This window comes from Mesorhizobium sp. WSM4816 (assembly GCF_055811535.1).
Map to the genome: position 1 here is coordinate 13,173 of NZ_JBVVQR010000020.1, position 21,047 is coordinate 34,219.

At 60.5% G+C, this 21,047-nt stretch carries 20 protein-coding genes; 14 read left to right on the top strand and 6 right to left on the bottom strand.

Annotation, left to right across the window (positions count from 1 at the left end; all coding sequences use genetic code 11):
- Nucleotides 1-54: 54 nt before the first annotated feature.
- Nucleotides 55-1,032 (top strand): alpha/beta hydrolase, encoded by a 978-nt coding sequence (locus AC0L3H_RS20440; protein ID WP_473586702.1) that lies wholly within the window; start codon nucleotides 55-57, stop codon nucleotides 1,030-1,032.
- Nucleotides 1,029-1,583 carry a nuclear transport factor 2 family protein gene (locus tag AC0L3H_RS20445; protein WP_473586703.1) on the top strand — a complete coding sequence of 185 codons (555 nt, stop codon included), beginning with the start codon at nucleotides 1,029-1,031 and terminating at the stop codon, nucleotides 1,581-1,583. Before AC0L3H_RS20440 ends, AC0L3H_RS20445 begins: the two co-directional genes overlap by 4 nt.
- Before the next feature lie 57 nt (nucleotides 1,584-1,640).
- Here the strand turns inward: AC0L3H_RS20445 and AC0L3H_RS20450 are convergent, their stop codons facing one another.
- Nucleotides 1,641-2,495, bottom strand: coding sequence for an AraC family transcriptional regulator (locus AC0L3H_RS20450; protein WP_473586704.1), 855 nt, complete (start codon nucleotides 2,493-2,495; stop codon nucleotides 1,641-1,643).
- Between the two features lie 100 nt (nucleotides 2,496-2,595).
- Between AC0L3H_RS20450 and AC0L3H_RS20455 the strand changes: the two genes are divergently transcribed.
- Nucleotides 2,596-3,768 carry an amidohydrolase gene (locus tag AC0L3H_RS20455; protein ID WP_473586705.1) on the top strand — a complete coding sequence of 391 codons (1,173 nt, stop codon included), beginning with the start codon at nucleotides 2,596-2,598 and terminating at the stop codon, nucleotides 3,766-3,768.
- A 100-nt stretch (nucleotides 3,769-3,868) separates the two neighbouring features.
- Here the strand turns inward: AC0L3H_RS20455 and AC0L3H_RS20460 are convergent, their stop codons facing one another.
- From AC0L3H_RS20460 to AC0L3H_RS20470, 3 genes are all read right to left on the bottom strand, one after another.
- The gene (locus AC0L3H_RS20460) at nucleotides 3,869-4,327 is read right to left on the bottom strand and encodes a hypothetical protein (RefSeq protein ID WP_473586706.1); all 459 of its coding nucleotides are present in this window, start codon (nucleotides 4,325-4,327) and stop codon (nucleotides 3,869-3,871) included.
- A gap of 59 nt (nucleotides 4,328-4,386) precedes the next feature.
- Nucleotides 4,387-4,686 carry a DUF1236 domain-containing protein gene (locus tag AC0L3H_RS20465; protein WP_473495635.1) on the bottom strand — a complete coding sequence of 100 codons (300 nt, stop codon included), beginning with the start codon at nucleotides 4,684-4,686 and terminating at the stop codon, nucleotides 4,387-4,389.
- A 324-nt stretch (nucleotides 4,687-5,010) separates the two neighbouring features.
- The gene (locus AC0L3H_RS20470) at nucleotides 5,011-5,310 is read right to left on the bottom strand and encodes a DUF1236 domain-containing protein (RefSeq protein WP_027156174.1); all 300 of its coding nucleotides are present in this window, start codon (nucleotides 5,308-5,310) and stop codon (nucleotides 5,011-5,013) included.
- A gap of 483 nt (nucleotides 5,311-5,793) precedes the next feature.
- Between AC0L3H_RS20470 and AC0L3H_RS20475 the strand changes: the two genes are divergently transcribed.
- The 3 genes from AC0L3H_RS20475 (at nucleotide 5,794) to AC0L3H_RS20485 (ending at nucleotide 8,339) form a co-directional block, all read left to right on the top strand.
- The gene (locus AC0L3H_RS20475) at nucleotides 5,794-5,985 is read left to right on the top strand and encodes a DUF3606 domain-containing protein (RefSeq protein WP_023803623.1); all 192 of its coding nucleotides are present in this window, start codon (nucleotides 5,794-5,796) and stop codon (nucleotides 5,983-5,985) included.
- 276 nt (nucleotides 5,986-6,261) lie between these two features.
- Nucleotides 6,262-7,665, top strand: a complete 1,404-nt coding sequence (locus AC0L3H_RS20480) for a sensor histidine kinase (protein WP_473586749.1) — start codon at nucleotides 6,262-6,264, stop codon at nucleotides 7,663-7,665.
- Nucleotides 7,665-8,339: a LuxR C-terminal-related transcriptional regulator gene (locus tag AC0L3H_RS20485; RefSeq protein ID WP_473513718.1), complete on the top strand. Its 675-nt coding sequence runs from the start codon at nucleotides 7,665-7,667 to the stop codon at nucleotides 8,337-8,339. The genes AC0L3H_RS20480 and AC0L3H_RS20485 overlap by 1 nt, the downstream gene beginning before the upstream one ends.
- A 34-nt stretch (nucleotides 8,340-8,373) precedes the next feature.
- Here AC0L3H_RS20485 and AC0L3H_RS20490 read toward each other — a convergent pair whose 3' ends face one another.
- Together AC0L3H_RS20490 and AC0L3H_RS20495 are read right to left on the bottom strand one after the other, a co-directional pair.
- Nucleotides 8,374-8,973 carry a hypothetical protein gene (locus tag AC0L3H_RS20490; protein ID WP_473586707.1) on the bottom strand — a complete coding sequence of 200 codons (600 nt, stop codon included), beginning with the start codon at nucleotides 8,971-8,973 and terminating at the stop codon, nucleotides 8,374-8,376.
- A gap of 843 nt (nucleotides 8,974-9,816) precedes the next feature.
- Nucleotides 9,817-10,548, bottom strand: a complete 732-nt coding sequence (locus tag AC0L3H_RS20495) for a DUF1236 domain-containing protein (RefSeq protein WP_473586708.1) — start codon at nucleotides 10,546-10,548, stop codon at nucleotides 9,817-9,819.
- A 753-nt stretch (nucleotides 10,549-11,301) separates the two neighbouring features.
- Between AC0L3H_RS20495 and AC0L3H_RS20500 the strand changes: the two genes are divergently transcribed.
- From AC0L3H_RS20500 to AC0L3H_RS20535, 8 genes are all read left to right on the top strand, one after another.
- Nucleotides 11,302-11,604, top strand: a complete 303-nt coding sequence (locus AC0L3H_RS20500; RefSeq protein WP_473586709.1) for a DUF982 domain-containing protein — start codon at nucleotides 11,302-11,304, stop codon at nucleotides 11,602-11,604.
- Between the two features lie 571 nt (nucleotides 11,605-12,175).
- On the top strand, nucleotides 12,176-12,550 hold the full coding sequence (locus AC0L3H_RS20505; RefSeq protein WP_473586710.1) for a c-type cytochrome: 375 nt from the start codon (nucleotides 12,176-12,178) through the stop codon (nucleotides 12,548-12,550).
- A 571-nt stretch (nucleotides 12,551-13,121) separates the two neighbouring features.
- Complete coding sequence (locus AC0L3H_RS20510) at nucleotides 13,122-14,807, top strand: sulfatase-like hydrolase/transferase (RefSeq protein ID WP_473586711.1); 1,686 nt, start codon at nucleotides 13,122-13,124, stop codon at nucleotides 14,805-14,807.
- Between the two features lie 32 nt (nucleotides 14,808-14,839).
- A complete protein-coding gene (pssA, locus tag AC0L3H_RS20515; RefSeq protein ID WP_473495626.1) occupies nucleotides 14,840-15,664 on the top strand; it encodes a CDP-diacylglycerol--serine O-phosphatidyltransferase in 825 nt (274 codons plus the stop codon).
- 537 nt (nucleotides 15,665-16,201) lie between these two features.
- Nucleotides 16,202-16,675, top strand: coding sequence for a (2Fe-2S)-binding protein (locus AC0L3H_RS20520; RefSeq protein ID WP_287063686.1), 474 nt, complete (start codon nucleotides 16,202-16,204; stop codon nucleotides 16,673-16,675).
- Nucleotides 16,676-16,686: 11 nt separating this feature from the next.
- Complete coding sequence (locus AC0L3H_RS20525; RefSeq protein ID WP_473586712.1) at nucleotides 16,687-18,933, top strand: xanthine dehydrogenase family protein molybdopterin-binding subunit; 2,247 nt, start codon at nucleotides 16,687-16,689, stop codon at nucleotides 18,931-18,933.
- A gap of 229 nt (nucleotides 18,934-19,162) precedes the next feature.
- Nucleotides 19,163-20,056 (top strand): LysR family transcriptional regulator, encoded by an 894-nt coding sequence (locus AC0L3H_RS20530; protein WP_473586713.1) that lies wholly within the window; start codon nucleotides 19,163-19,165, stop codon nucleotides 20,054-20,056.
- Between the two features lie 110 nt (nucleotides 20,057-20,166).
- Entirely contained in the window at nucleotides 20,167-21,003 is an 837-nt protein-coding gene (locus AC0L3H_RS20535) for an SDR family NAD(P)-dependent oxidoreductase (RefSeq protein ID WP_473586714.1), read from the top strand.
- The last annotated feature ends 44 nt before the right edge of the window (nucleotides 21,004-21,047 follow it).

Below are 21,047 nucleotides of genomic sequence, written 5' to 3' on the forward strand. Positions count from 1 at the left end.
CGGCCTTTAATCCGTCGCGCCGCGCTTTTCGCTCCAGGCCAAAGGAGATTTACGATGTTGAAAATCCTGACGCTGGCCACGGCAACCACCGCCGCCCTCGGCTCAAGCGCCTTCGCCGCATCGCGCGTCGAGCGCGTTGCTTTCGCCTCGCACGGTGAGCAGATCGTCGGCGATCTCTATCTGCCCGAGGATCTGGACGCGAAACCTCGGCCCGCGCTGGTCGTGACCGGCGCCTGGATGACGGTCAAGGAACAGATGCCGGCCCGCTATGCCCGCGAGCTGGCCGACCGCGGCTTCGTCGCATTGACCTTCGATTTTCGCGGTTGGGGCGAGAGCGGCGGCGCCCGCCGCCAGTATGAGGACCCCAGCGCCAAGGTCGCCGACATCGAGGCGGCGGTCGCCTATCTCGCGGCCCGGCCAGAGATCAGCAAGGACCGCATCGGCGGGCTCGGCATTTGCGCCAGCTCCGGCTACATGGTCACTGCCGCCGCCAAAAATGCCGCGATCAAGTCGGTCGCTTTGGTCGCGCCCTGGCTGCACGATGCCGAGGTGGTCGAGCAGACCTATGGCGGCAAGGACGGCATTGCCAGGCTTGAAGCCGTGGGTGATGCGGCCGAGGCCGCCTATCGCCGCACCGACAAGCAGGCTTTCCTGCCCGCCGCCAGCCTGGCCGACGAGCGGGCGATCATGTTCAAGGTGCCTTACTATACAGAGGCTGGTCGCGGCATGATCCCGGCCTGGCGCAACGAGGCCGATCCGGCCTTCTGGCGCGGCTGGCTGACATTCGATGCGATCCAGGCTGCCCGGCGCCTGCATCAGCCCTTGCTGATGGTGCACAGCGAGGCGGCTGCCATCCCGCAGGGCGCGCACAAATTGTACGGGTGGCTGACCGGGCCGAAGCAGGAGCTGTGGCTCGACAACGTCACCCAGTTCGACTTCTACGACCGCGCTGCGCCGGTGAAGACAGCGAGCGACGCCGTTGAGGCGCATTTCCGCGCCACGCTGGGCGGTGCAGCGGAGGCGGGACAATGAGCCCCGTCACCCGCCGGTTTATTTTGGCGTCGGCAGTTCTTGCCGCGACGCTTGCCGCTCTGCCCGCCTTGAGCACCATGCAGTCCACGGCTGCGCTGACGAGCGAAGACAAGACCGCCATCGCCGAGGCGGTGGCGGGGATCGGCCTCTATGCCGATTTGCGCGAATGGGATCGGGTAAAATCCTATTTCACGACCCGCGTCACGACCGACTATACCAGCCTTTTCGGTGGCGAGGTCGCGACCAGCGACCGCGACGCGCTGATTGCTCAGTGGCAAGGCCTGCTACCGGGCTTCGACGCCACCCAGCACCTTATCACCAACATCGTTGTCGAAGGCGCGGGCAACGACGCGGTCGCGCGCAGCCATGTTCGCGCTACCCATTGGATCGACACACGGTTCTGGACGGTCGGCGCCAGCTATCTGCACCGGCTGGTGCGGACGCCCGAAGGCTGGCGCGTCAGCTCCATCTCGATCCATCGCTTATACGAGGAGGGCGACCGCGCCGTGCTGGCCGCCGCTGCGGACCGGGTGGAGGCGGCGGCGAAATGACAACGCAAGCTTGCGTCGGGAATCGGCGCCGACATTGGTGGTCCGGCCACTGCCCGATCATTTCATTTCGATGTGAACTCGTTTTGGTTCGGGAGCTTTGCCTCTCCTGAACATGCCCGGCGTCATGCCATGCATGGTCCGGAACGCACGGGAAAGATGGCTCTGGTCGGCGAAACCTGACGCAATGGCGGCCTCGGCGAGGCCGAGCCCCTGTTCGATCAAGGAGCTGGCGCGACGCAGTCTCCGGTCGCGGATATAGGCTGCAGGCGTCAGGCCAATCGCCTTCTTGAAATCCCGGATGACCTGAAACCGGGTGACGGACGCGGCGTCGGCAAGCCGCTGCAGGTCGAGCTGCGAGCCAAGGTCGCTTTCGACAAGCTCCTCGTAGAGCGAGAACCTCCGTCGCGATCCCGAGCCTTCGATCTCCTCTACCCGCCCGCTGCAATCGCCATGCCGAACGATGAGATGTCTCAAGGCGACGAGCAGCGACGTCTCGGCTTGCGTCGCGTCCGGTGAGGTCGAGCTCTGGTGCGCTGCCATCAACGCTGCGGCGAGATCGCTGTCTTCGATATTCCGACGTGAGAAGACCGGAGTGTCAGCCCTGCCCAGCTCGTGGGCGAGGCCCGCCATCAGCGGCACCGGGGGATAAAACGTCCGGTAGGCCCAGCCTTCATCCGCACCTTGTTCCCCGTCATGCCACTCCTCGGGATTGACGACAGCAATGGTGCCTGCCGGAGCGACTATTTTGTGGCGCCCGATGCGGATGCGTTCGCAGCCAGCCGTGATCAGCGCGATCACATAGGTTGGGTGCGTGTGCAGATCATAGCGATGCTGCGTGAAGCGCGCCTTGAACAGGCCAAGCTCAGGGAAGCTGGGGTGGCGCCAGTATTTCCTGGTCTCTGTCGCGTCCACGGCTTTTGTCCCTGCAGCGGTCAATCTGGTTCAAGACGCCTGTTATGCGGCCTTCTAATCGTGATCCAAACCGCCCTTTGCGGCTTGGAAGGAGAGCATCATGCCGCATAATGACCCGATCGCCGCTCTGACTCCAGAGGTCATAGCCTGGCGGCACCACATCCATTGCAATCCCGAACTCGGATTCAAGGAATATGAAACGGCGCGTTTCATTGCCGAGAAACTGCGCGCCTTTGGCCTCGACGAGGTGCATGAGGGGATCGGCGGCACCGGGGTCGTCGGCGTCCTGCGCAGCGGCACGGGCACACGCGCCATCGGCCTTCGCGCCGAGCTGGACGCGCTTCCCGTCGTCGAAAGGACCGGCTTGCCCTATGCGTCCAGGAACGAGAGCGTGATGCACGCCTGCGGCCATGACGGCCACGCCGCCATGCTGCTCGGCGCGGCCAGCCTGCTCAGCCAATCCCGCGCCTTCGACGGCACCGTCTACTTCGTCTTCCAGCCAGCCGAAGAAAACGAAGGCGGCAGCCTGCGCATGATCGAAGACGGCCTGTTCGAGCGTTTCCCGGTCGAGGCGATCTATGCCGTCCACAACTGGCCGGGCCTGGAGCAGGGGACGATCGCCGCTCGCGCTGGAGCACAGATGGCGGCCGTCGACAATTTCGAGCTGACCTTCGAGGGTTTTGGCGCGCATGCGGCCATGCCGCAGCTCGGCGACGACCCGATCCTGGCCGCGGGCGCCTTTGTCCAGGCGGTTCAGCGTATCGTCAGCCGCTCGGTCGATCCGCAAACCGCGCTGGTCGTCAGCCTCACCCAGATCCACGGCGGCAAAGTCGGCAACATCGTGCCGGGCAGGGTCTGGCTGCAAGGCACCTGCCGGTTTTTCGAGCCCAATCATTCCGATCATTGCGAGAAGCTGATCGGCGAGATCGCCCACGGCATTGCCGCAGCCCATGCGCTCAAGGCCACGCTCGACTACAAGAAGGGCTATCCGCCGCTCATCAACACGGCTGACGCCACGGCCCGCGCCATCGCGGCAGCCGCCGCCACCGTCGGCAGCGAGAACGTCTCGACCGAGTTCAGCCCGAGCCTCGGCTGCGAGGATTTCGCCTTCATGATCCGCGAGGCTGGCGGCTGCTACGCGTGGATCGGCGTCGGCGATGTCGGGCCCGGCGAGGGCCTGCACGGCGACCGCTACGTCTTCAATGACGAGATCGTGCCGACCGTGCTGCGCTACTACGTCAATCTGGTCGAGCAGACGCTTCCCGCCTCGTGAACCGTCAGAGGGAAAACTGACGGCTCAGCGGGAATCGATCTGAATGCGATTCGTGGACGATAAGCCGGGAAGGGGTTAGGGCGAACCAACCCGACGCATCTCAGCCGGCTGTGGCCACGAGTTGCGTTACGCGGACGGGATTTTCAAGCACTGTCTGTGCGGTATCGGCCTGATTTTCATCGACCTGCGCCATCACGAAAATGACGCCTTGTTCAACCTTCGGCTCACTCGGCTGTCTAGCAACATCGGCAGATGCCTGGAGAAGCCCACCAGCAAAGCCGCCGCAGGCCCCACCGACGAGAATTAAGCCAGCCACCGCTCCGACAGGATCAATGCCGGTGGCCTCAAAAGCACCCAGGCCGATTAACAGACCAGCGGCCGCGCCAAGCGCGGCACCGCCCGGACCACGCAGGACAGCCCTGATTTCGTCGTCGTAAGGTCCGATGACGCTGATCTGTTCTTGAGAAACTCCTGCCGCCTGAAGCGCGGCAACGGCACGCGCTGCCTGGTCGCGGGAATCGAAAAGTCTGCTGATTGTTCGCATTTTGACACTGCCCATCGCATAGTCGCCCGCCGCTCTTTTCGACGCGGGGGGCGTCTCCTCCCCTCGCGTTCAGGTCACTGAATGATCTTGACGATCTTGCGTGTGCCGGGATCAACAAGAACGGTGCGATTGTCAACGACGACGTAGCGATACTCGACGTCGGGAACTTCGTGAAGCTCGACCGTCTCGGGTATCGTTGAACCGATATTGAGTTCCACGCCAGGGAGTTCCACGGATGCGAGCGGCTGCTTTTCCACATATTCCCTGATCACGGTCTCCTGTTCAGGCGCGATGATCACGTCCTGAGCGGCAACAGCGCCAACGCTGGCCAGCAGAAAAAGGCCCGCGGCTGCGGTGGAAAGATGCATTCTCATAACTGCCTCCTTTATGTCTGTGACTTGAAGCCCATTTGCGCTGGACGGCATCAGCGCCTTGCTTACCCAAACTTGAGGCAGCGGCAAACGTTCCTTAGCTGGGCTTCGGTCCGATTCGGCAGGCCTTTGCGTAGGGCCTAAGTCTGACGCGTCGCGCCCAAAGGACGATGCCGCGGGTTTCGGGGCGCACCGACTGCACGCTTCAATTGCTATGAACCACGGGCGCTATGAAACCGTAGGCGCTATGAACCGTAGGCGACAGCGAAACGGCAAGAAGGCCCGCCGCGTCCAAGCGGCGAGCTTCTCCTCCCCAGGCCATTTCACTCAATCGATGATTTTAACGATCCTGCGTGTGCCTGGATCAACAAGAACGGTCCGATTGTCGACGACGACGTAGCGATATTGGACGTCGGGAACCTCATGAAGCTCGACCGTCTCGGGCAGCGCCGAGCCGATATTGAGCTCCACGCCAAGCAGGTTCACCGAGGCGAGCGGCTGCTTTTTCACATACTCCCTGATGACGGTCTCCTGTTCGGGCTGGATGATCACGTCCTGGGCAGCCACGGCGCCGACACTTGCCAGCAGCAGAAATCCTGCGGCTGCAGTGGAAAGATGCATTCTCATAAGTTTTTCCTTCCTAATGAGCTGTCTTGCGCTGGGACGCATCTTCGTCGCGCCAAGCTCGCCTTCAACAACGAGACAGCTGCAAACGTTCCGCGGCTGGGCTTCGGTCCGACCAGAGACGCCGTGCCGTTGGACCTAAGTCTGAATTGTCGTGCGCAAAGGGCGACGATGGCGTGTGGCCCGGAACCACGACTGCCAGCACTCGTTGCTCGCCGTGCGTCACGGGAGGAATCGATGGAGAATAGTGTTCACCAAGCCCGCTGGCTACTTGCACCGGTCTTCGCTGTCTCCATTGCCTTCCTGGCAATTGGAATAGTCGTCAGCTGACGAAGGACCGACTTGACGATGTGGCTGATGGACGAAGATATCTGCGCAGCTAAGTCCCTTCCTGCGCCGATAAGGGACCACCCGCCATTCCTCGATTTGGCGGGTGGTCCCTCGTTTGCGTCCAATGTTCAAACGAGCTTCAGTGGGAAAACGGAAATGGACGACAACAACAAAGATCGATCGTTTCTCGACCGCGACCGCCTGTCGGTGGACCAGTATTACGAGGTGGAGCATTTCGCGCGAGAAAATGGCGTTTCGCCCAGCCAGGTCAGCAGGCTGATCAAAAAGAACGGCAACGATCGGATGACCCTTACGCAAGCGGTGAGAGCATTGCGCGACCGGAAGTGAAAGTACGCAGCACCTTCCTCCGCTGCCAGGGGCGACAGGTGCCGTTAGCACGTGGTTGAGGCGTCATATTTGCTGCCTCGCTCAACCATGGCAGTGGCGCTTGCGCAAAAAACCGCAAGGTTGCGGTTTTCGTCCAGCCTGCAAGCCCTAAGTTCCCTTGTTATTGATCGGTGCAGATCAAAGATGGCGTCACTTAGCGTCGTTCGACGACAGATTGGCTGGTTCTCTCGAATCGTGCCGCTGGCGCGACGCGCCGCCGACCGGGCCGGTGGAGATATGGCGCCATACAGACCGACAAGATTGCTCGATCGGTGGAATGCACTGTCGCTGGCCACTCAGTTTCTGCTCGCCGGCGGGCTGTTTTCGCTGTCGGCGATGATCGTGGTTGGAATGTCCGTGACAAGCCAGATTGAAGCCGCGGTCACCCGGAACTCGGCCGCCTCTACCGCTCTTTACGTCGACAGCGTCATCGCGCCGCTGCTTCCCGACATGCGCAGGAGCGAGATGCTGGACGAGAGCGTTGCGCACGCGCTGGATGAAACGCTGGGCCAAGGCGCGCTCGGCAAAAGGCTCGAATCGTTCAAGCTATGGCGCCGCGATGGCACCATCCTCTATTCAACCAATAAAAATCTGGTCGGGAAGCGCTTTCCACTCAGCGACAATCTCCGGGCCGCATTCGCCGGCGACATGGTTGCTGAAATGGACAGGCACTACGATAACCAGGCTGAGAGGGACAGCGGCCTGCATCTTCTTGAAATCTATAATCCGATGCTTCAGCCATGGTCGGGCGAAGTCGTGGCTGTTTTGGAATTCGACGAGATCGCCACCGATTTTGAAAAGGATCTCCGGCAGGCACTCGTTCGGACCTGGTTCGATGTCGCAGCCGTCACCGCGGTTTTTTTCCTCGGTCTTTCGGTGATCGTTTTTCGTGGCAGCCGCACGATTCGTTCGCAGAGCCGCTCCTTGAAGCAGCGCATTGCCGAACTTTCCGTCCTGGTTGCTCAAAACAGAATGTTGAGGCTGCGGGTGCAACGTGCTTCGCAGCGCGCCACGGCACTTAACGAGCGTTACCTCAGGCGGATCGGCGCGGACCTGCACGACGGGCCGGCGCAACTGGTTGCCCTCGCTGCGCTAGGGATTGACAGCCCCATGCTAGCCGATCCTGCCACGTCGGCTGCGGCGCGCGCACGGGAATTGCAGGTGGTCAAAGCGAATCTGGACGATGCGATGCGAGAAATCAGGAATGTCAGCAAGGGTCTTATGCTGCCGCATGTCGAGAATGCCGAGTTGACGGAAATCCTCGAGCTTGCCGTGCGAGCGCACGAAGAGCGGACCGGCGTCAAAGTGATGCTGTCCATGACCGGGAGCCACACACCCTTGTCGCCAGCGGCCAAGATCTGCATCTTTCGCTTCATTCAGGAGGCGCTGAACAACGGCTTTCACCATGCCGGGGGTGCCGATCAATCGGTCGCGAAACATTTCGACGGGGAGCGCGTTTCTATCGAGGTTTCCGACACCGGCCCAGGTTTCGACCCGAAGATCATCCATCCTGAACGGCTGGGGCTCATCGGGCTGCGTGAGCGGGTAGAAAGCCTCGGCGGCCAATTTGATGTAACATCTTCACAGAACGGCACGGTGGTGAAAATGGTTCTCAACACAGTCGAAATAGGACAGGCGTGATGGCAGCGGCCATAAAGCTCGCCATTGTCGACGACCATCCGCTGTTCAGGGAAGGCGTTGTGCGCACCCTCGAGCAGATCGGCGGGTTCGAGATCGTTGCCCAAGGCAGCAGTAGAGATGACGCCTTGCGGATATCGGAAGACCAGCAGCTCGATATTCTGCTGATGGACATCTCGGTGCCTGGAGGGGGCCTCAGCGCAGTCGAGCCGGCTTTGGAGCGGCACCCGGATCTGAAAATCGTGATGCTGACCGTTTCGGAGGAAAACCAGCACGTCATGACCGCCTTGCAGAGCGGGGCAAGAGGCTATGTCCTAAAAGGTGTCGGATCGAGAACCCTGGCCGCCATACTGCGCACGGTGGCGATGGGCGAACGGTATGTTTGTCCGCAATTGTCGGCGCGCGTGTTGGTCGACCTGTCCAGCCAACCAACCGCGATCGAGAAACCCGACGTTCTGGCCGAACTCACCAGTCGCGAAAGAGAGATCCTGACGCTCGTTGCCGCGGGATTGAGCAACAAGCGGATCGGTCTTCAGCTGAACCTGCACGAGAAAACCATAAAGCATCACATGACGCGGATTCTGGCCAAGCTCAATGTGAGCAACCGCACCGAAGCCGCGATGACATTGCGCGACGCGACCGAGCATCAGCATCCGCCTGTCCGCGATCCTGCATGAAGCAAGACAGCCTTGCGGCCTGTGGAATGCGCCATCACTCGATCATCCGGAGCAGTCTTGCCCGATCGGATTTCTTTGCCTGCCGCCGAATGATGGTGCGGCCCATGGCATCGCGCATCTCATAATGGCCGCCGTCGATGCGCTCGCTCAGCCCGTTGGAATGCACCACACCCACGCTTGCCCCGCGCACCTCGATCCGGTCTCCAGTGGTCACGTTAATATACGTCTTGGGCTTGTTGCCAGGATTTAGCGCGGTAGCCGGATTTGTCGGGGGAGTGACGTTCAGTGCTTTTGTTTCGTTCGCATTGCCGTTCGGGTCCGTGGCCTGTGGGGCTGCGGCATTTCCAGGGTCTGTGGCATTTCCAGGGTCTGTGGCATTTCCAGGAGCGTTTCCAGAGTTGCCGGGGCTTTCAGTGTCTCCTGAGTTGCCGGAGCCAGAGTTGCCGGAGCCGGAGTTGCCGGAGCCGGAGTTGCCGGAGCCAGAGTTGCCGGAGCCGGAGTTGCCGGAATCAGAGTTGCCGGAGTCTGAGTTCCCAGCGTTCCCAGAGTTCCCTTGTGCCCAGGCGGCCTGTGGGCTTAGCGTCAGGGACAGGCCGTCCTGTGCCACACGGTAGGGGCTGACGACGAGAACCAAGGCTGATGCGCTCAGGCAGATGGCGACGCGAAGCCCTCGAAGAGATTTGAGACTGCGCTGCGATTGAGGCCGGGCAGGCCGCGCACCGGCGAGAACTCTTGTCTCACAATGCTTCGGGCGCTGCGGCCGTATTGCGTCTGTGATCAATGAATTTGCCAATAGCACGCCAGAATATCCTTTTACCGTCACGCCCTATGTTGCATCTCTGCCTATTTCGAATTCGTCCAAGTCAATCCTTCGCCAAGCCAATCTTCTGAACTGCACCGATTTATCAGGCTTTCGCCATCATCGGGCTGTGTCAAGACCCACCAGTCACAAGGGGGAGAACCGGTGGGTCTCGCTGGCGCAGGAAGGGACTCATGACTGCGCGAGTGCGTTGCCTTCATCGGTGGACCTCATCAGCCGATGAAAAGCCCGACGGCGGCGACCCCGAACACCAGGCCAAATACCGGAAAAAGCAGCCAACGTGCCTGGTGAATGCTGGGGTCCATTGCAGCCTCCTGTCACGGTGTCGGCATCGCAACGACGCCTGCAGGAACTCGGTTCCTACAAACTCCCCCATTTCAGGCTTTTGCCATAGCGGTCCCGGACCAAAGCACTGCCTGGGCCAGCCCATGGTCGGCAAGCGGCCAGACCGAAGTCCTAGCTCAGGCCTTTTGAGCAGGGAGGACGCCGTCCAGATGTAATCCAGGTGGGAAGCGGCTGGAAGGAACCTCGACACGCAGAAAGCCTGTCAGTTTGAACAGGCGTAATAGCCGTGCCTTCGGTGGCAGAGACTTGTCGATGCAGACGAGGGGTCCGCCGTGGGGGCAGCGGACCCCTCGATTAACCCGAACTAGGGCGTCAGGTCAGAATAAGGACGATCTTGAATGTATCCGGGTCGACGATGATGATACGGCCATCGGCCAACACGAAATACTGGTACTCTTCGTAAGCCGGGACGATCTCGATGATTCGCCGTGGCAGAGGACGCAGTTCAACCCTCTGCCGCGGAACCTCGACACCGACTGAGATGTCAAAGTCGACGTCGGCAACCGGTTCGACCTTTTCCTGCTTGAGGATCTGGGTGACTTGCGTTTTCTGCTCAACGGTCACATTGCTGATCGCGCCGGTCTCCGTCTCATCCTGTGACTGAGTAGTGCCCTGAGTCTGCTGCTCGGTGGCAGTACCGGCCTCGCCCTGGGTCTGCTGCTCGGTCTGGGTCTTGGCCTTGTCCTGCGCCTGTTGCTCGGTCGTGGCGCCAGCCTCGCCCTGGGTCTGCTGCTCGGTCTTGGCCTTGTCCTGCGCCTGTTGCTCGGTCGTGGCGCCGGCCTCGCCCTGGGTCTGCTGCTCGGTCTGGGTCTTGGCCTTGTCCTGAGCCTGTTGCTCGGTTGTGGCGCCGGCCTCGCCTTGAGTCTGCTGCTCGGTTGTGGCGCCGGCCTTACCCTGTTCGCCCATCGCACCTTCCGGGCAACCGGCCGAGCCGGCCGGGCAGTCGGTGCCGGACTGGCTCTGGGCCGGCTGCTGTTCCTGAGCGAATGCTGCGCCACAGCCAACGCCTATGGCCAGCATACTGGTGATCAGAACTTTTTTCACGAGACGTCTCCTTCGAAAAGTCTGTCCCTTCATGGGGAAAACCACCTCTGGAATGTTTTGTTCCAAGCGAATTGACCGGGCGCGGAAGCCGCGTCCAGGCGCGCGCCGGACTGGGCCAGCGAGCGCGCCGAATAGGCCGTGTCCAGCAGAGGCGCGGGCTCTCCGTTCGGCCCACTCTTCCAACTGGCGGTTGGTAGACGCCGGGCAGCCGGCACGCGAATGATTTTTCTCGGTCCGCGCGCACCGGGCACATCTCAGCCCCCAAGCCGTGCTTGACCGCTTGATCGCCCCGTCGCACCTGCGGGTACGGCGGACTTTTGCCTGCGCCAGCCTGTGAGGCTGGAACACTGTCCTGCGACGAAAGTTTAGTGCCAGCAGCGTAGTATTGTCCCCTCATACAATGCTGCGAGATCGGTAGCTCCGGTCAACCCGCGTCTTCTCCCCGAGGGCGCGGGCTTTCTGCTGTTGTCCAGGCCTTCCGGCGTGACGAATGCTGCCGACGGTCTTTGCGAGAGTTCGGTTTCATCGGGAGCGATGGCGTTCAGACCGTCCCCGGCTGCGGGTTGCAGCGCTACACAGCGACGTTCCGCATGCGGTCCCTGTCCTGCGAGGAGTTTGTCCTGCGAGGAGGTTTGCCTCAGTCCCGAATGGCCGTTCCTTGACAGCAAAAAGTGCGCTTCACATATTTTCCGCAGCCGTCGCTCACGGCTCTCGTGGAAGCTCAAACACTCGTTCAGTTGAATGGAGGTTGTAATGAACGACAGGACTTTCGATCGGCCTGTTTTCGTCAGGAAAGGGGAGTTCATGGTGGAGGAAATCGAATGCTTGACCGATGCTTTCGAGTTCCTGCAGGAATGGCCGAACAATCGCCGAGGGCCGATCTTTGACACGGCGTTCCGCGCCTGCCAGCGCGCCTATGATGGCCAGGTTCCCATTTCCGTTGCACGCGAGGCTTTCGCCGGCTTCGCGAGATCGGCCAAAATACTCGAGGCCGCCTCTGCAGCTATCCCCTGGATGACGGCACAGAAAACCGGTCGCGGTGGCGTGACGGCGTAACCGATGTAGCTGCCTAAAGCGCGTCGCGTTGGAATGGACCCATGCGACGCATGCGGCTCGCTTAGGGTTTTTGAAAGTATGCATGCCGTCTTGCAAAACCGCTGCGCACCCTCGGTTCCAGCCCGAGGACGTGCTTTTGCGCGACATGCATCAGCGGAAAGATGGCCGGCGCCGCAGGGAGCGGGGAGGTGGGGTTGCCTAGGTTGGCGCCGGCCAGGCGGCGTTGGGGTTCGCCACGAAGGAAGCGTAGCAAAGTTTGCCAGATCGGTTATGGCGTGATCGCGGAAGTTCGCCGGGCCTGCCTATGCCTCAGGGGATTTCCCTTCCAACGTCGTTTGTTCGAGGGGCTTTACCTGCGCGCGCTCGCCGACTTGGAGCGGCGTAATCGCCGATCGGAACTGCGTACTTAGAAATCGCACTTCTGGGCTTATGCAACGAACGCCAGCTAATCCGGCTTTGGCACAGAGGTTATCGTCGCCAGATAGAAGCCCGAGCAAATCGAAGTCGGATCATCTCTTCACTAAGCAATTCCGGTCGGGCTTTTTGGCCGTCCAATTCGGGAACAATTAGCGTGAAAAGAATTCTGCTCAGCGTCGCGTCCTCTGCCTTGGCCCTTCTGTCGGTATTTGTCCCTGCCTTTGCGGAGGGAGATGCTGCGCTGGGGCAAAGAGCGTTTCAACGCTGCTCAGGATGTCATTCAACCGCCGACCAGAGAAAAGCCGGCCCCGGCCTCGGCGGCATTGTCGGACGGCCCGCCGGATCTCTGGAGGGGTTCCGTTATTCGGAAGCCCTGAATTCGTCCGGATTGGTATGGGACGAGGCAACGCTCGACCGGTTTCTAGCGGCGCCCCGCGAGGTTGTTCCGAAAACGACGATGACGATGGGCGTGTCCAAGCCTGAGGACCGACAGAATATTGTCGCATACCTGAAGTCTTTGTCGCAGTAGGCTTGAATTTGCATCCCGGAATGCGGGCATCGTTTTCGAATCCGCCCGCCATCGGAAAGTGGCGAGCCACCTTCCGCAATGCGCCGGCCTCCAACCCTGAGCACACGTGCCGTCTCTGCGACCTGCGGCAACGGACCCGCTTTGTTCTGACGTCCACCCCAACATGGCCAGGTGCTTTTCGAAGGTGAGCGGTGTTCGACGCCGCGCACGCCTGCTTCGTTTCAGACTTTGAACCGTAATGTCTTCGCCTACATGATTCCGTCCGCACGTGGTCCGTCAGAGAGGCGTCCGAGGACGTCGCGCAGGAATCCTGTTCCCCATCGGGCTGATGCTAGGCCTGCTTCTACTCCCTTTGCTTGGTGCATAGCTTATAGGCACCGCCTTTCTGCTGTCCGACAACGTCATCTATCTGTCATATTGTGAACTTCCCGAAAACTTAGCCGACGATAGACTCCCCGCCTGAACACCCCAAAGCGTGGCCAATGCTGAGCGACAGAGAAGGGGGGAGGGAATGGGGAGGCAAGGCGGTGTCAATGCGACAAGGGGGGCACTTCTTGCCCTGAAATGCGCGTTGCTGCTCGCAGTGATCCTCCTCACCAATCATGGCTTTATCGACCGCATCCGTTTGCTCATTGACGATCAGCGCCAGCTGACCTTGATGATCTTCAGCATCATCTGGGTCATCTCTGTGTTGGCAGTGTTGGCCGCTGCCTTTCATCCCAACTGGATCATTCGGCTCCTGTGGGCCGTCCCCCTCGCGATATCAAGCGCCGCAGCCTATGGCTATTACCTTGTCCAAGGGTCCGAGTTCTTCATCTTCGACGTTCTCAATTTCTGGACGGTCCGTCACGAGGCTCACAGGGCGTCCGAATTTTATTCCAACGCGATTTGGTGGTCGGTCGCTGTCGCGATATTGGGTGTTGTCGCAATCGCCATGCCCCCCTCCCTTCCGCCACTGGCGACACGCAAGTCCAGATACTGGTCACCACTAGTGCCCATGTTGCCGATCGTCCTCATTGCGGGCGTGGTTATTTATCGAGAGGGCAAAGGTTCAGAAGCGTTGCCGAAGCAGTTCTCGCCGCTGTCCCTGGCAGCGATCGCAGCTTACAAGTTGAACAGTGGAACGTTCCCGGAGCGGGAAATCGTATCCATGACACCGGAACGAAAACAGGCGCGGGCTATCGTGCTGCTGGTCGACGAAAGCATTCGGTCCGACTTCGTAAGTCTTGAGCCCCGTAACCCCGTCACTCCGCAACTGGCCGAACTCAGAAGCCGATTGATTGATTTTGGCCCCGCTGTGTCCGGCTCAAATTGCTCTCTTCAATCGAACGCATTGCTTCGCTTCATGGCCTATCCTCGAGATCTAATCCAGTCAGTCAAGGCGAGCCCGACAGTTTGGCAGTATGCAAAGAGGGCAGGTTATCGCACCGTGTTCATAGACGCCCAGGCAGGTTTCGTCACCGTCTATGGCAAACTGCAAAACTACATGACCCCCGCCGAAGCGATTTCGATCGACCGATTCTACAAGTTGGACAATGCAATTCGAACGCATGATCTCGACGATGAACTCGTTAATATTGTGCTCAAGGAAATGAGCGTCGGCGATCCTGTTTTTATATACGCGAACAAGAATGGCGCGCATTTTCCATACAGTGACGGGTCGCCTGCGGAGTTTGCATCCGACGCCGGCACCTCAGGGACGCTTCAATCCTATGCAAACGCGGTGCGCTGGTCGACAGACCGCACTTTGTCTCGTTTGATCGATGGGGCCGACTGGAGGGACGCAACGATGATTTACACGTCGGACCATGGACAAAATTTCAGCGTCGGCCGTCTCACGCACTGCAGTTCATATACGAATGTAGACCCGAACGAAGCCATAGTTCCAATGTTGGTTTCAACCGGGGATGAGGAGCTTCAGGCCCGCTTTGAGAAAGTCGCCAAGCAATATCCGAACATGGCCACTCATTTTGCGATAGCGCCAACGCTGTTGGAGTTGATGGGGTACCGACCATCCGAAATATCGGCTCGATACGAAAGCTCCCTCCTTCACGGCCTTACATCGCAGCTTCAGTTCGTAACAGACGATATCCTCGGATTGTTCTCCAATCGTCCCGCTTGGCACTCCGTCGATCCAACGATTCAAAAGGGTCGCCAGCGGCTTGACCTCCTGGTTACGCTGACGAACTCGCTTCCGAATATTTGCGAGGGCGGCATTGGCTGCGTCGCAGGTCCGGAACCAATCTCGAGCGAATAGCAGGGGATCGCAGAGAAAAAGGAAGATCGACAATGGCGAAAGAACGCAAGTCGGCTGACGCGGCATTGAACGACAGCAAGAACACGCTATCGGATGGCCGCAAAACACATTCTCGACTTGTCCAGCAGATACCCAATGCCATAACAGCGCTGGCGCTTTGCTCGGGCTTGGCTTCCGTTCGCTTCTCGATCGAAAACGAGTTCGAATTCGCACTGTTGGCGATCGTCGTGGCAGCAGTGCTCGACGGTCTTGATGGCCGTCTGGCGAGGCGGTTGCATGCGTCGTCACAGTTCGGAGCCGAATTTGACAGTCTTGCGGATTTTCTTAGCTTCGGCGTGGCGCCGATCGTCCTGCTTTTCTTTTGGGGCGAGGCATTGATGACCGGCCCGTTCAGCCTGTGCCTAATGGCATTCGCTCTTGCTTCGGCCGCGCGCCTGGCGCGCTTCAATGCGCAGTCAAATTCGGCAGCAGCGGCATGGCAGAAAGCGTATTTCACTGGGATGCCGACACCGGCCGCCGCCCTAACGGTTTTGTTGCCCATATCGCTGGCTCCGCCGACACCTGCAACTGTTCAGATTGCGGGGCTGCACGCAGCTCTGATCGCTTTCTTGATGGTTTCGACGATCCCGACTTTTTCCGGGAAGAAGTGGGCTTGCCAAGTCCCCAAGTGGATGATGATCGCGTTGTTCTTAGCAGTCGCAGGGCTAGTTGCGGCCGTCGTGCTCTACCCCAGCGAGTTTCTGGTTGTTCTGACTGTCCTTTATCTCGCCTCCATTCCGATCAGCTGGATCAGTTTCCGTCATGATGAGAAAATTCACGACGAAATCGATGTCGAAACCGCTCGCGTAGTGGAATGACATCTGGAAGCCTTGATGGCTGTCCAGGTCCCGGCTCGGGCAGGCAGCAACTACCTCGCGGCAACGGCCGCCTCCCACCTATGGCGACCTTCCGAACGTCTGCAACGAGCAGGGCCGCGCCGCTCTTCCCCGATCTGTGAGGACGGTCTCGGGCGGGTACCAAGCGTTCGATTCAATCCACTCTAGCCGGGTTTATGCACAGCGCTGAACGTTTGGCGGCCTAGGTGTTGATCTTCCGAAGCGGAAGCAGCAGTCCTTTTCAGGGCCGTTCGCCGCAACTGGCGCATCTACTGCTTTTCGATCCCCGTGAACGGCAATGCCGGCGCTGACCGCGCAAATTCGGACGTGCCTCGCCTGTGTGGCGCATTCAGAAACCACGTTTCTAACGTCATGCAAATTGCGCTGTCTAATCCAGCATCGCCCGGCGAGCTAGGTTTGGCGTTAGCCACCAAAATGCCAATGTCTCAGTCGGCCGGGAAGCCCCAGGCCGCTTGGGAAACCTGTTCGGGTGGAGCAACCCAGGAGAACCTACCGGCCATGATCTCACTGAATATCAACGGGCGAGAGCACGAGATTGACGTTGACCCCGAAACCCCGATCCTTTGGGTCCTGCGTGACACGCTGGGAATGAGCGGCACCAAATTCGGCTGCGGCGCAGCGCTCTGTGGCGCCTGTACGGTGCATCTGGATGGCGAGGCAATCCGCTCGTGCAGCACACCGGTTTCCGCCGTTGAAAGCGGCAGGATCACCACGATTGAAAAGACAACCGACGGCACCGACCGTGTCGGCGCGGCTGTCCACGCTGCATGGGTCAGGCACGACGTGGCACAATGCGGCTACTGCCAGAGCGGCCAGATCATGAGCGCGACGGCCTTGCTCGCGTCGCTGTCGCCCGGAGCGCAGCCGACCGCCGAAGAGATCGACTCCGCCATGGCCGGAAACATCTGCCGCTGTGGAACCTATGCCCGTATCCGCGCCGCTATAGCCGACGCCGCCAGCACCCTCGTCTGAAGGAGACGCATATGTTCCCCAACATGGATCACAAAGAGCTGCCGCGTGCGCTGCAACACATCATGGAACGGGGCCGTTCAACGACGGTCCAGGCGATGCCACGCCGCAGCTTTCTCAAGCTGGCGGGGACTCTCGGCCTGGCTGTCGGCATTTTCCCTGATTTGGCAGTCGCGCAGTCGTCCGAGGCCGATGAGGCGGCAGCCAGTCTGAAGCCGACCGAGCGGCCCTCTGCATTTGTCCACATCGCGCCCAATGGAGAGGTTACGGTCACAATCAACCGGCTGGAGTTCGGTCAAGGCGTCCAAACGGCATTGCCCATGATCCTTGCCGAAGAACTCGATGCGGACTGGAACCTGGTGCGCAGCCAACTCGGCACCAATGACATCGCCTATGTCGATCCGCTCTTCGGCATGCACCTTACCGGCGGTTCGAACACCATCAAGAACAGCTTTACGCAGTATCGCGAACTGGGTGCTCGTGTTCGCGCCATGCTGCTGGCGGCCGCTGCGACCCGCTGGAACGTGGCGGCGTCCACTCTGCGAACCGAGGCCGGCGCGGTTCTGGCCTCCGATGGCCGCAAGCTCGGTTATGGAGAGCTTGCCGAGGCGGCCATGGCCTTGCCGGTGCCGCAGAAGATTGCGCTGAAGGATCCCAAGTATTTCCGCGTCATCGGCCAGCCCACCCGGCGTTTGGACGCTCAAGCCAAGAGCAGCGGCCAACAGAGTTTTGGCATCGACTTCAAGCTGCCGGGACAGTTGACGGCCGTGGTGGCTCGTCCTCCCGTCTTCGGAGCCAAGATAGCCACCCTGGACGACAGCGCAGCCCGCGCCGTCAAGGGCGTGAAGGCCGTCCTGCGCGTGCCGCTGGATCGCGGTGCCGAGGGCGTGGCCGTCGTGGCCGACGGATATTGGCAGGCGTCTCAGGGCCGCGATGCCCTCAAGGTGGAGTGGGACACATCTGCCGTCGAAAAGGTCGATAGCGAACGGCAACTCGCGCACTATCGCGAGATGGCCACTCGCCCTGGCCCGCGCCAGTTCGATTCCGACATGGTGCCATTGGAAACGGCGCCGCTGAAGCTCGAAGCTGAGTTCGTATTCCCGTATCTCGCCCACGCGGCGATGGAACCGCTGAACTGCACGGTACGGCTTGCCGATGATCGTGCCGAGATCTGGATGGGAAGCCAAAGTGCCGGACCCGATGCCGCCGCTGCCGCAGCCGTGCTCGGCCTCAAGCCGGAACAGGTCGTGCTTAACGTGCAGATGTCGGGCGGCGGCTTCGGTCGGCGCTTTTCCAGCACCTGCGACACCGTGGTCGAGGCCTGCGAAATAGCCAAGGCCGCCAGGTCGGCGGGGCTGAATGCACCGATCCGTACGCTTTGGAGCCGCGAGGACGATATGAGGGGCGGCTACTACCGTCCATTGCACCTGCACCGCGCCCGCATCGGCTTTGACAAAAAGGGCAAGGTGCTGGCCTGGGATCACAGCATCGTCGGCCAGTCGATACTTACCGGAACCGTGTTCGAGCAGTTCATGGTGAAGAACGGCATCGACGCCGCCACGACGGAGGGCATGCGGGCTCCCTATCCGCTTCCAATGCGGCTGACCGTGCATCATCCCAAGGACAACGTGCCGGTTCTGTGGTGGCGCAGCGTCGGCTCCACCCATACGGCTTATGTGATGGAGACCCTGCTCGACGATATAGCGCGTGCAACCGACCAAGACCCTGTAGCCTACCGCATGCAGCTCTTCGGCGATCAGCACATCCGCCATCGTGACGCATTGCAGCTGGCCGTCGACAAGAGCGGGTACGGCAAGATGCAATTGTCCGAGGGGCGGGCCTGGGGTGTGGCGGTGCACGAGTCCTTCAGCTCAGTGGTCGCTTACGTGGTGGAAGCCTCTGTTGCCGATGGACAGCCTAAACTGCATCGGGTCACGGCCGGGGTTCACTGCAATCTGGCCGTCAACCCTCTGACCGTGGAGGCGCAGGTACAGGGCGCGGCGATCATGGGCTTGTCGATGTGCTTGGCAGGCTCTGCAATAACGCTCAAGGACGGCGTCGTCGAGCAGAGCAACTTCAGTGACTATACGGTGGCGCGCATCACCGACGTGCCGGAATTCGACATCCACATCGTGCCTAGCGCCGAACCGCCCACGGGCATGGGCGAGCCCGGCTTGCCACCATTGGCGCCGGCATTTGCCAACGCCATGGCACGGCTCACAGGAAAACCGCTGCGTCAATTGCCGTTCAATCTGACGTAGTCGTTTTTACGCAAACGCTTCTGCTCGCTGCTTGCTGTTCCGGGGGCGAGCAAGGCAGATAACCGCCTTGTCGGCGCTCGGCTGCCATCGGGCGTTCGGAATCCGCGCAGTACCAGGCAGTCCGGAATGCCGACTCGTGCCGGCGGGGCTGCGCGGAGCATAAATATGTCGAGACAGGCATGCTGATTATCCGCCATAATCCTCATGGATACAGAAATGAGGTTTATAGGTGAGAAGAGGCGACTTCAGCGAATGGGCTGTGTTTATCGCGGTTGCCGAAGAGGGGAGTTTCACACGCGCGGCCGCAAAGCTTGGCCTCTCCCAATCCGCACTCAGCTATGCGGTGCGCATGCTCGAACAACGGATCGGTGTGCGATTGATCTCGCGAACGACGCGCAGCCTGTCGCTGACCGAGGCAGGCGAAAGGCTGCTTACCAGCCTGCGGCCGGCATTCGACCATATCGACAGTGAAATTGCTGCGCTCACGGCGCTTCGCGACAAGCCTGCAGGCACGATCCGCATCACCACGTTCCGGCATGCCGCCCGAACTGTCCTGTGGCCCGTACTGTCGAAACTGCTGCAGAAATATCCCGACGTCACGGTTGAGGTCCACGTCGATGAAGGTCTCACTGACATTGTCGCAGAGCGCTTCGACGCCGGTATCCGAATGGGCGAACAGGTGCAAAAGGACATGGTTGCGGTCCGGATCAGCCCGGACGTCAGGATGGCGGTCGTGGCATCCCCGTCGTACTTTGCCAATCGTCCCGCCCCGCAGACACCCCGCGACTTGAGCGAACACCGATGCGCAAGCTATCGCCAGAACACCGGGGGCGGCCTTTATGCCTGGGAGTTCGAACAGGACGGTGTCGAACTTGAGGTCCGGGTCAATGGACCGGTTATTTTCAACGACAACGAGATGCTCTTGCATGCCGCGGTCGATGGCTTGTGTTTGGTGTACACGTTCGAAAACCAGATATCCCAGCATGTTGCGGAGGGCCGCCTGGTCCGGGTGCTGGAAGACTGGTGCCCGCCATATTCGGGCTACCACCTCTATTATCCAAGCCGGCGGCAGCATACTGCCGCCTTCACGCTTCTGGTCGACGCCCTCCGATACAGGGGCTAAGGGCGGCCGACCATTGATCAATCTGATTTCTAACTTCATGCCGATTATGCCGTCTAATCGGCCGGCGCGCCATCACCTAACTTCCTGATCATCGAAAACAGGAGTTGGATATGAGCAAAGTCTGGTTCATCACAGGGGCTGGCAGCGGCATCGGCGCCGAAACCGCCAGGGCGGCACTGGGAGCAGGCGATCGGGTGGTCGCCACCGGCCGCAATCTCGACAAGATGAGTAACGCCCTGCGTGGCGTCGCCAGCGACAGACTTGCGGTCGTCCAGTTGGACGTGGTCGATGCAATCCAGGCCAAGGCGGCCGTCGACAAGGCGATGGCGGCGTTTGGCCGCATCGACGTTCTGGTCAACAATGCCGGTTACAGCCTGCTCGGCAATTTCGAAGAGTTGACCAACGCTGAAATCGATGCGCTGATTTCGACCAATCTGCACGGCGTGGTTCACGTCATGCGCGCGGTCATTCCGGTCATGCGCAAGCAGCGCTCAGGACACGTAATCAACGTCAGTTCGCTGGCCGGAATCATCGGCTTCAAGCATTGCGGGGCCTATAGCGCCGCCAAGTTCGCCGTCGAAGGCCTTTCGCAGTCGGTGGCTCAGGAAGTCGCTCAATTCGGCATCAGGGTCACAGCCGTCGCGCCGGGCTTTTTCCGCACCGACCTCCTCGATGATCAGAACGCCAGGTACGGCAGCAGCACCATCGACGACTATGCTGCAGAAGGCAGCGCCAAAGCCATGTGGTCCGGCTACAACGGCAAGCAGCAGGGTGACCCCGCCAAGCTTGGCGACGCCCTTGTGAAAATCGCCGGCATGGCAAATCCGCCTAAGCAGTTCCTGGCCGGTAGCGACGCCGTTATGGCGACAAGGGCGGCGCTTGAGGCAAGGCTTGAGGAAATTCAAGCATTCGAGGACCTGTCCAATTCGACAGATGGGTCTTTCTAGCCCGGCTGGATCAGAGCCCGGAGAGCAGGCCACGCTGGGATCGA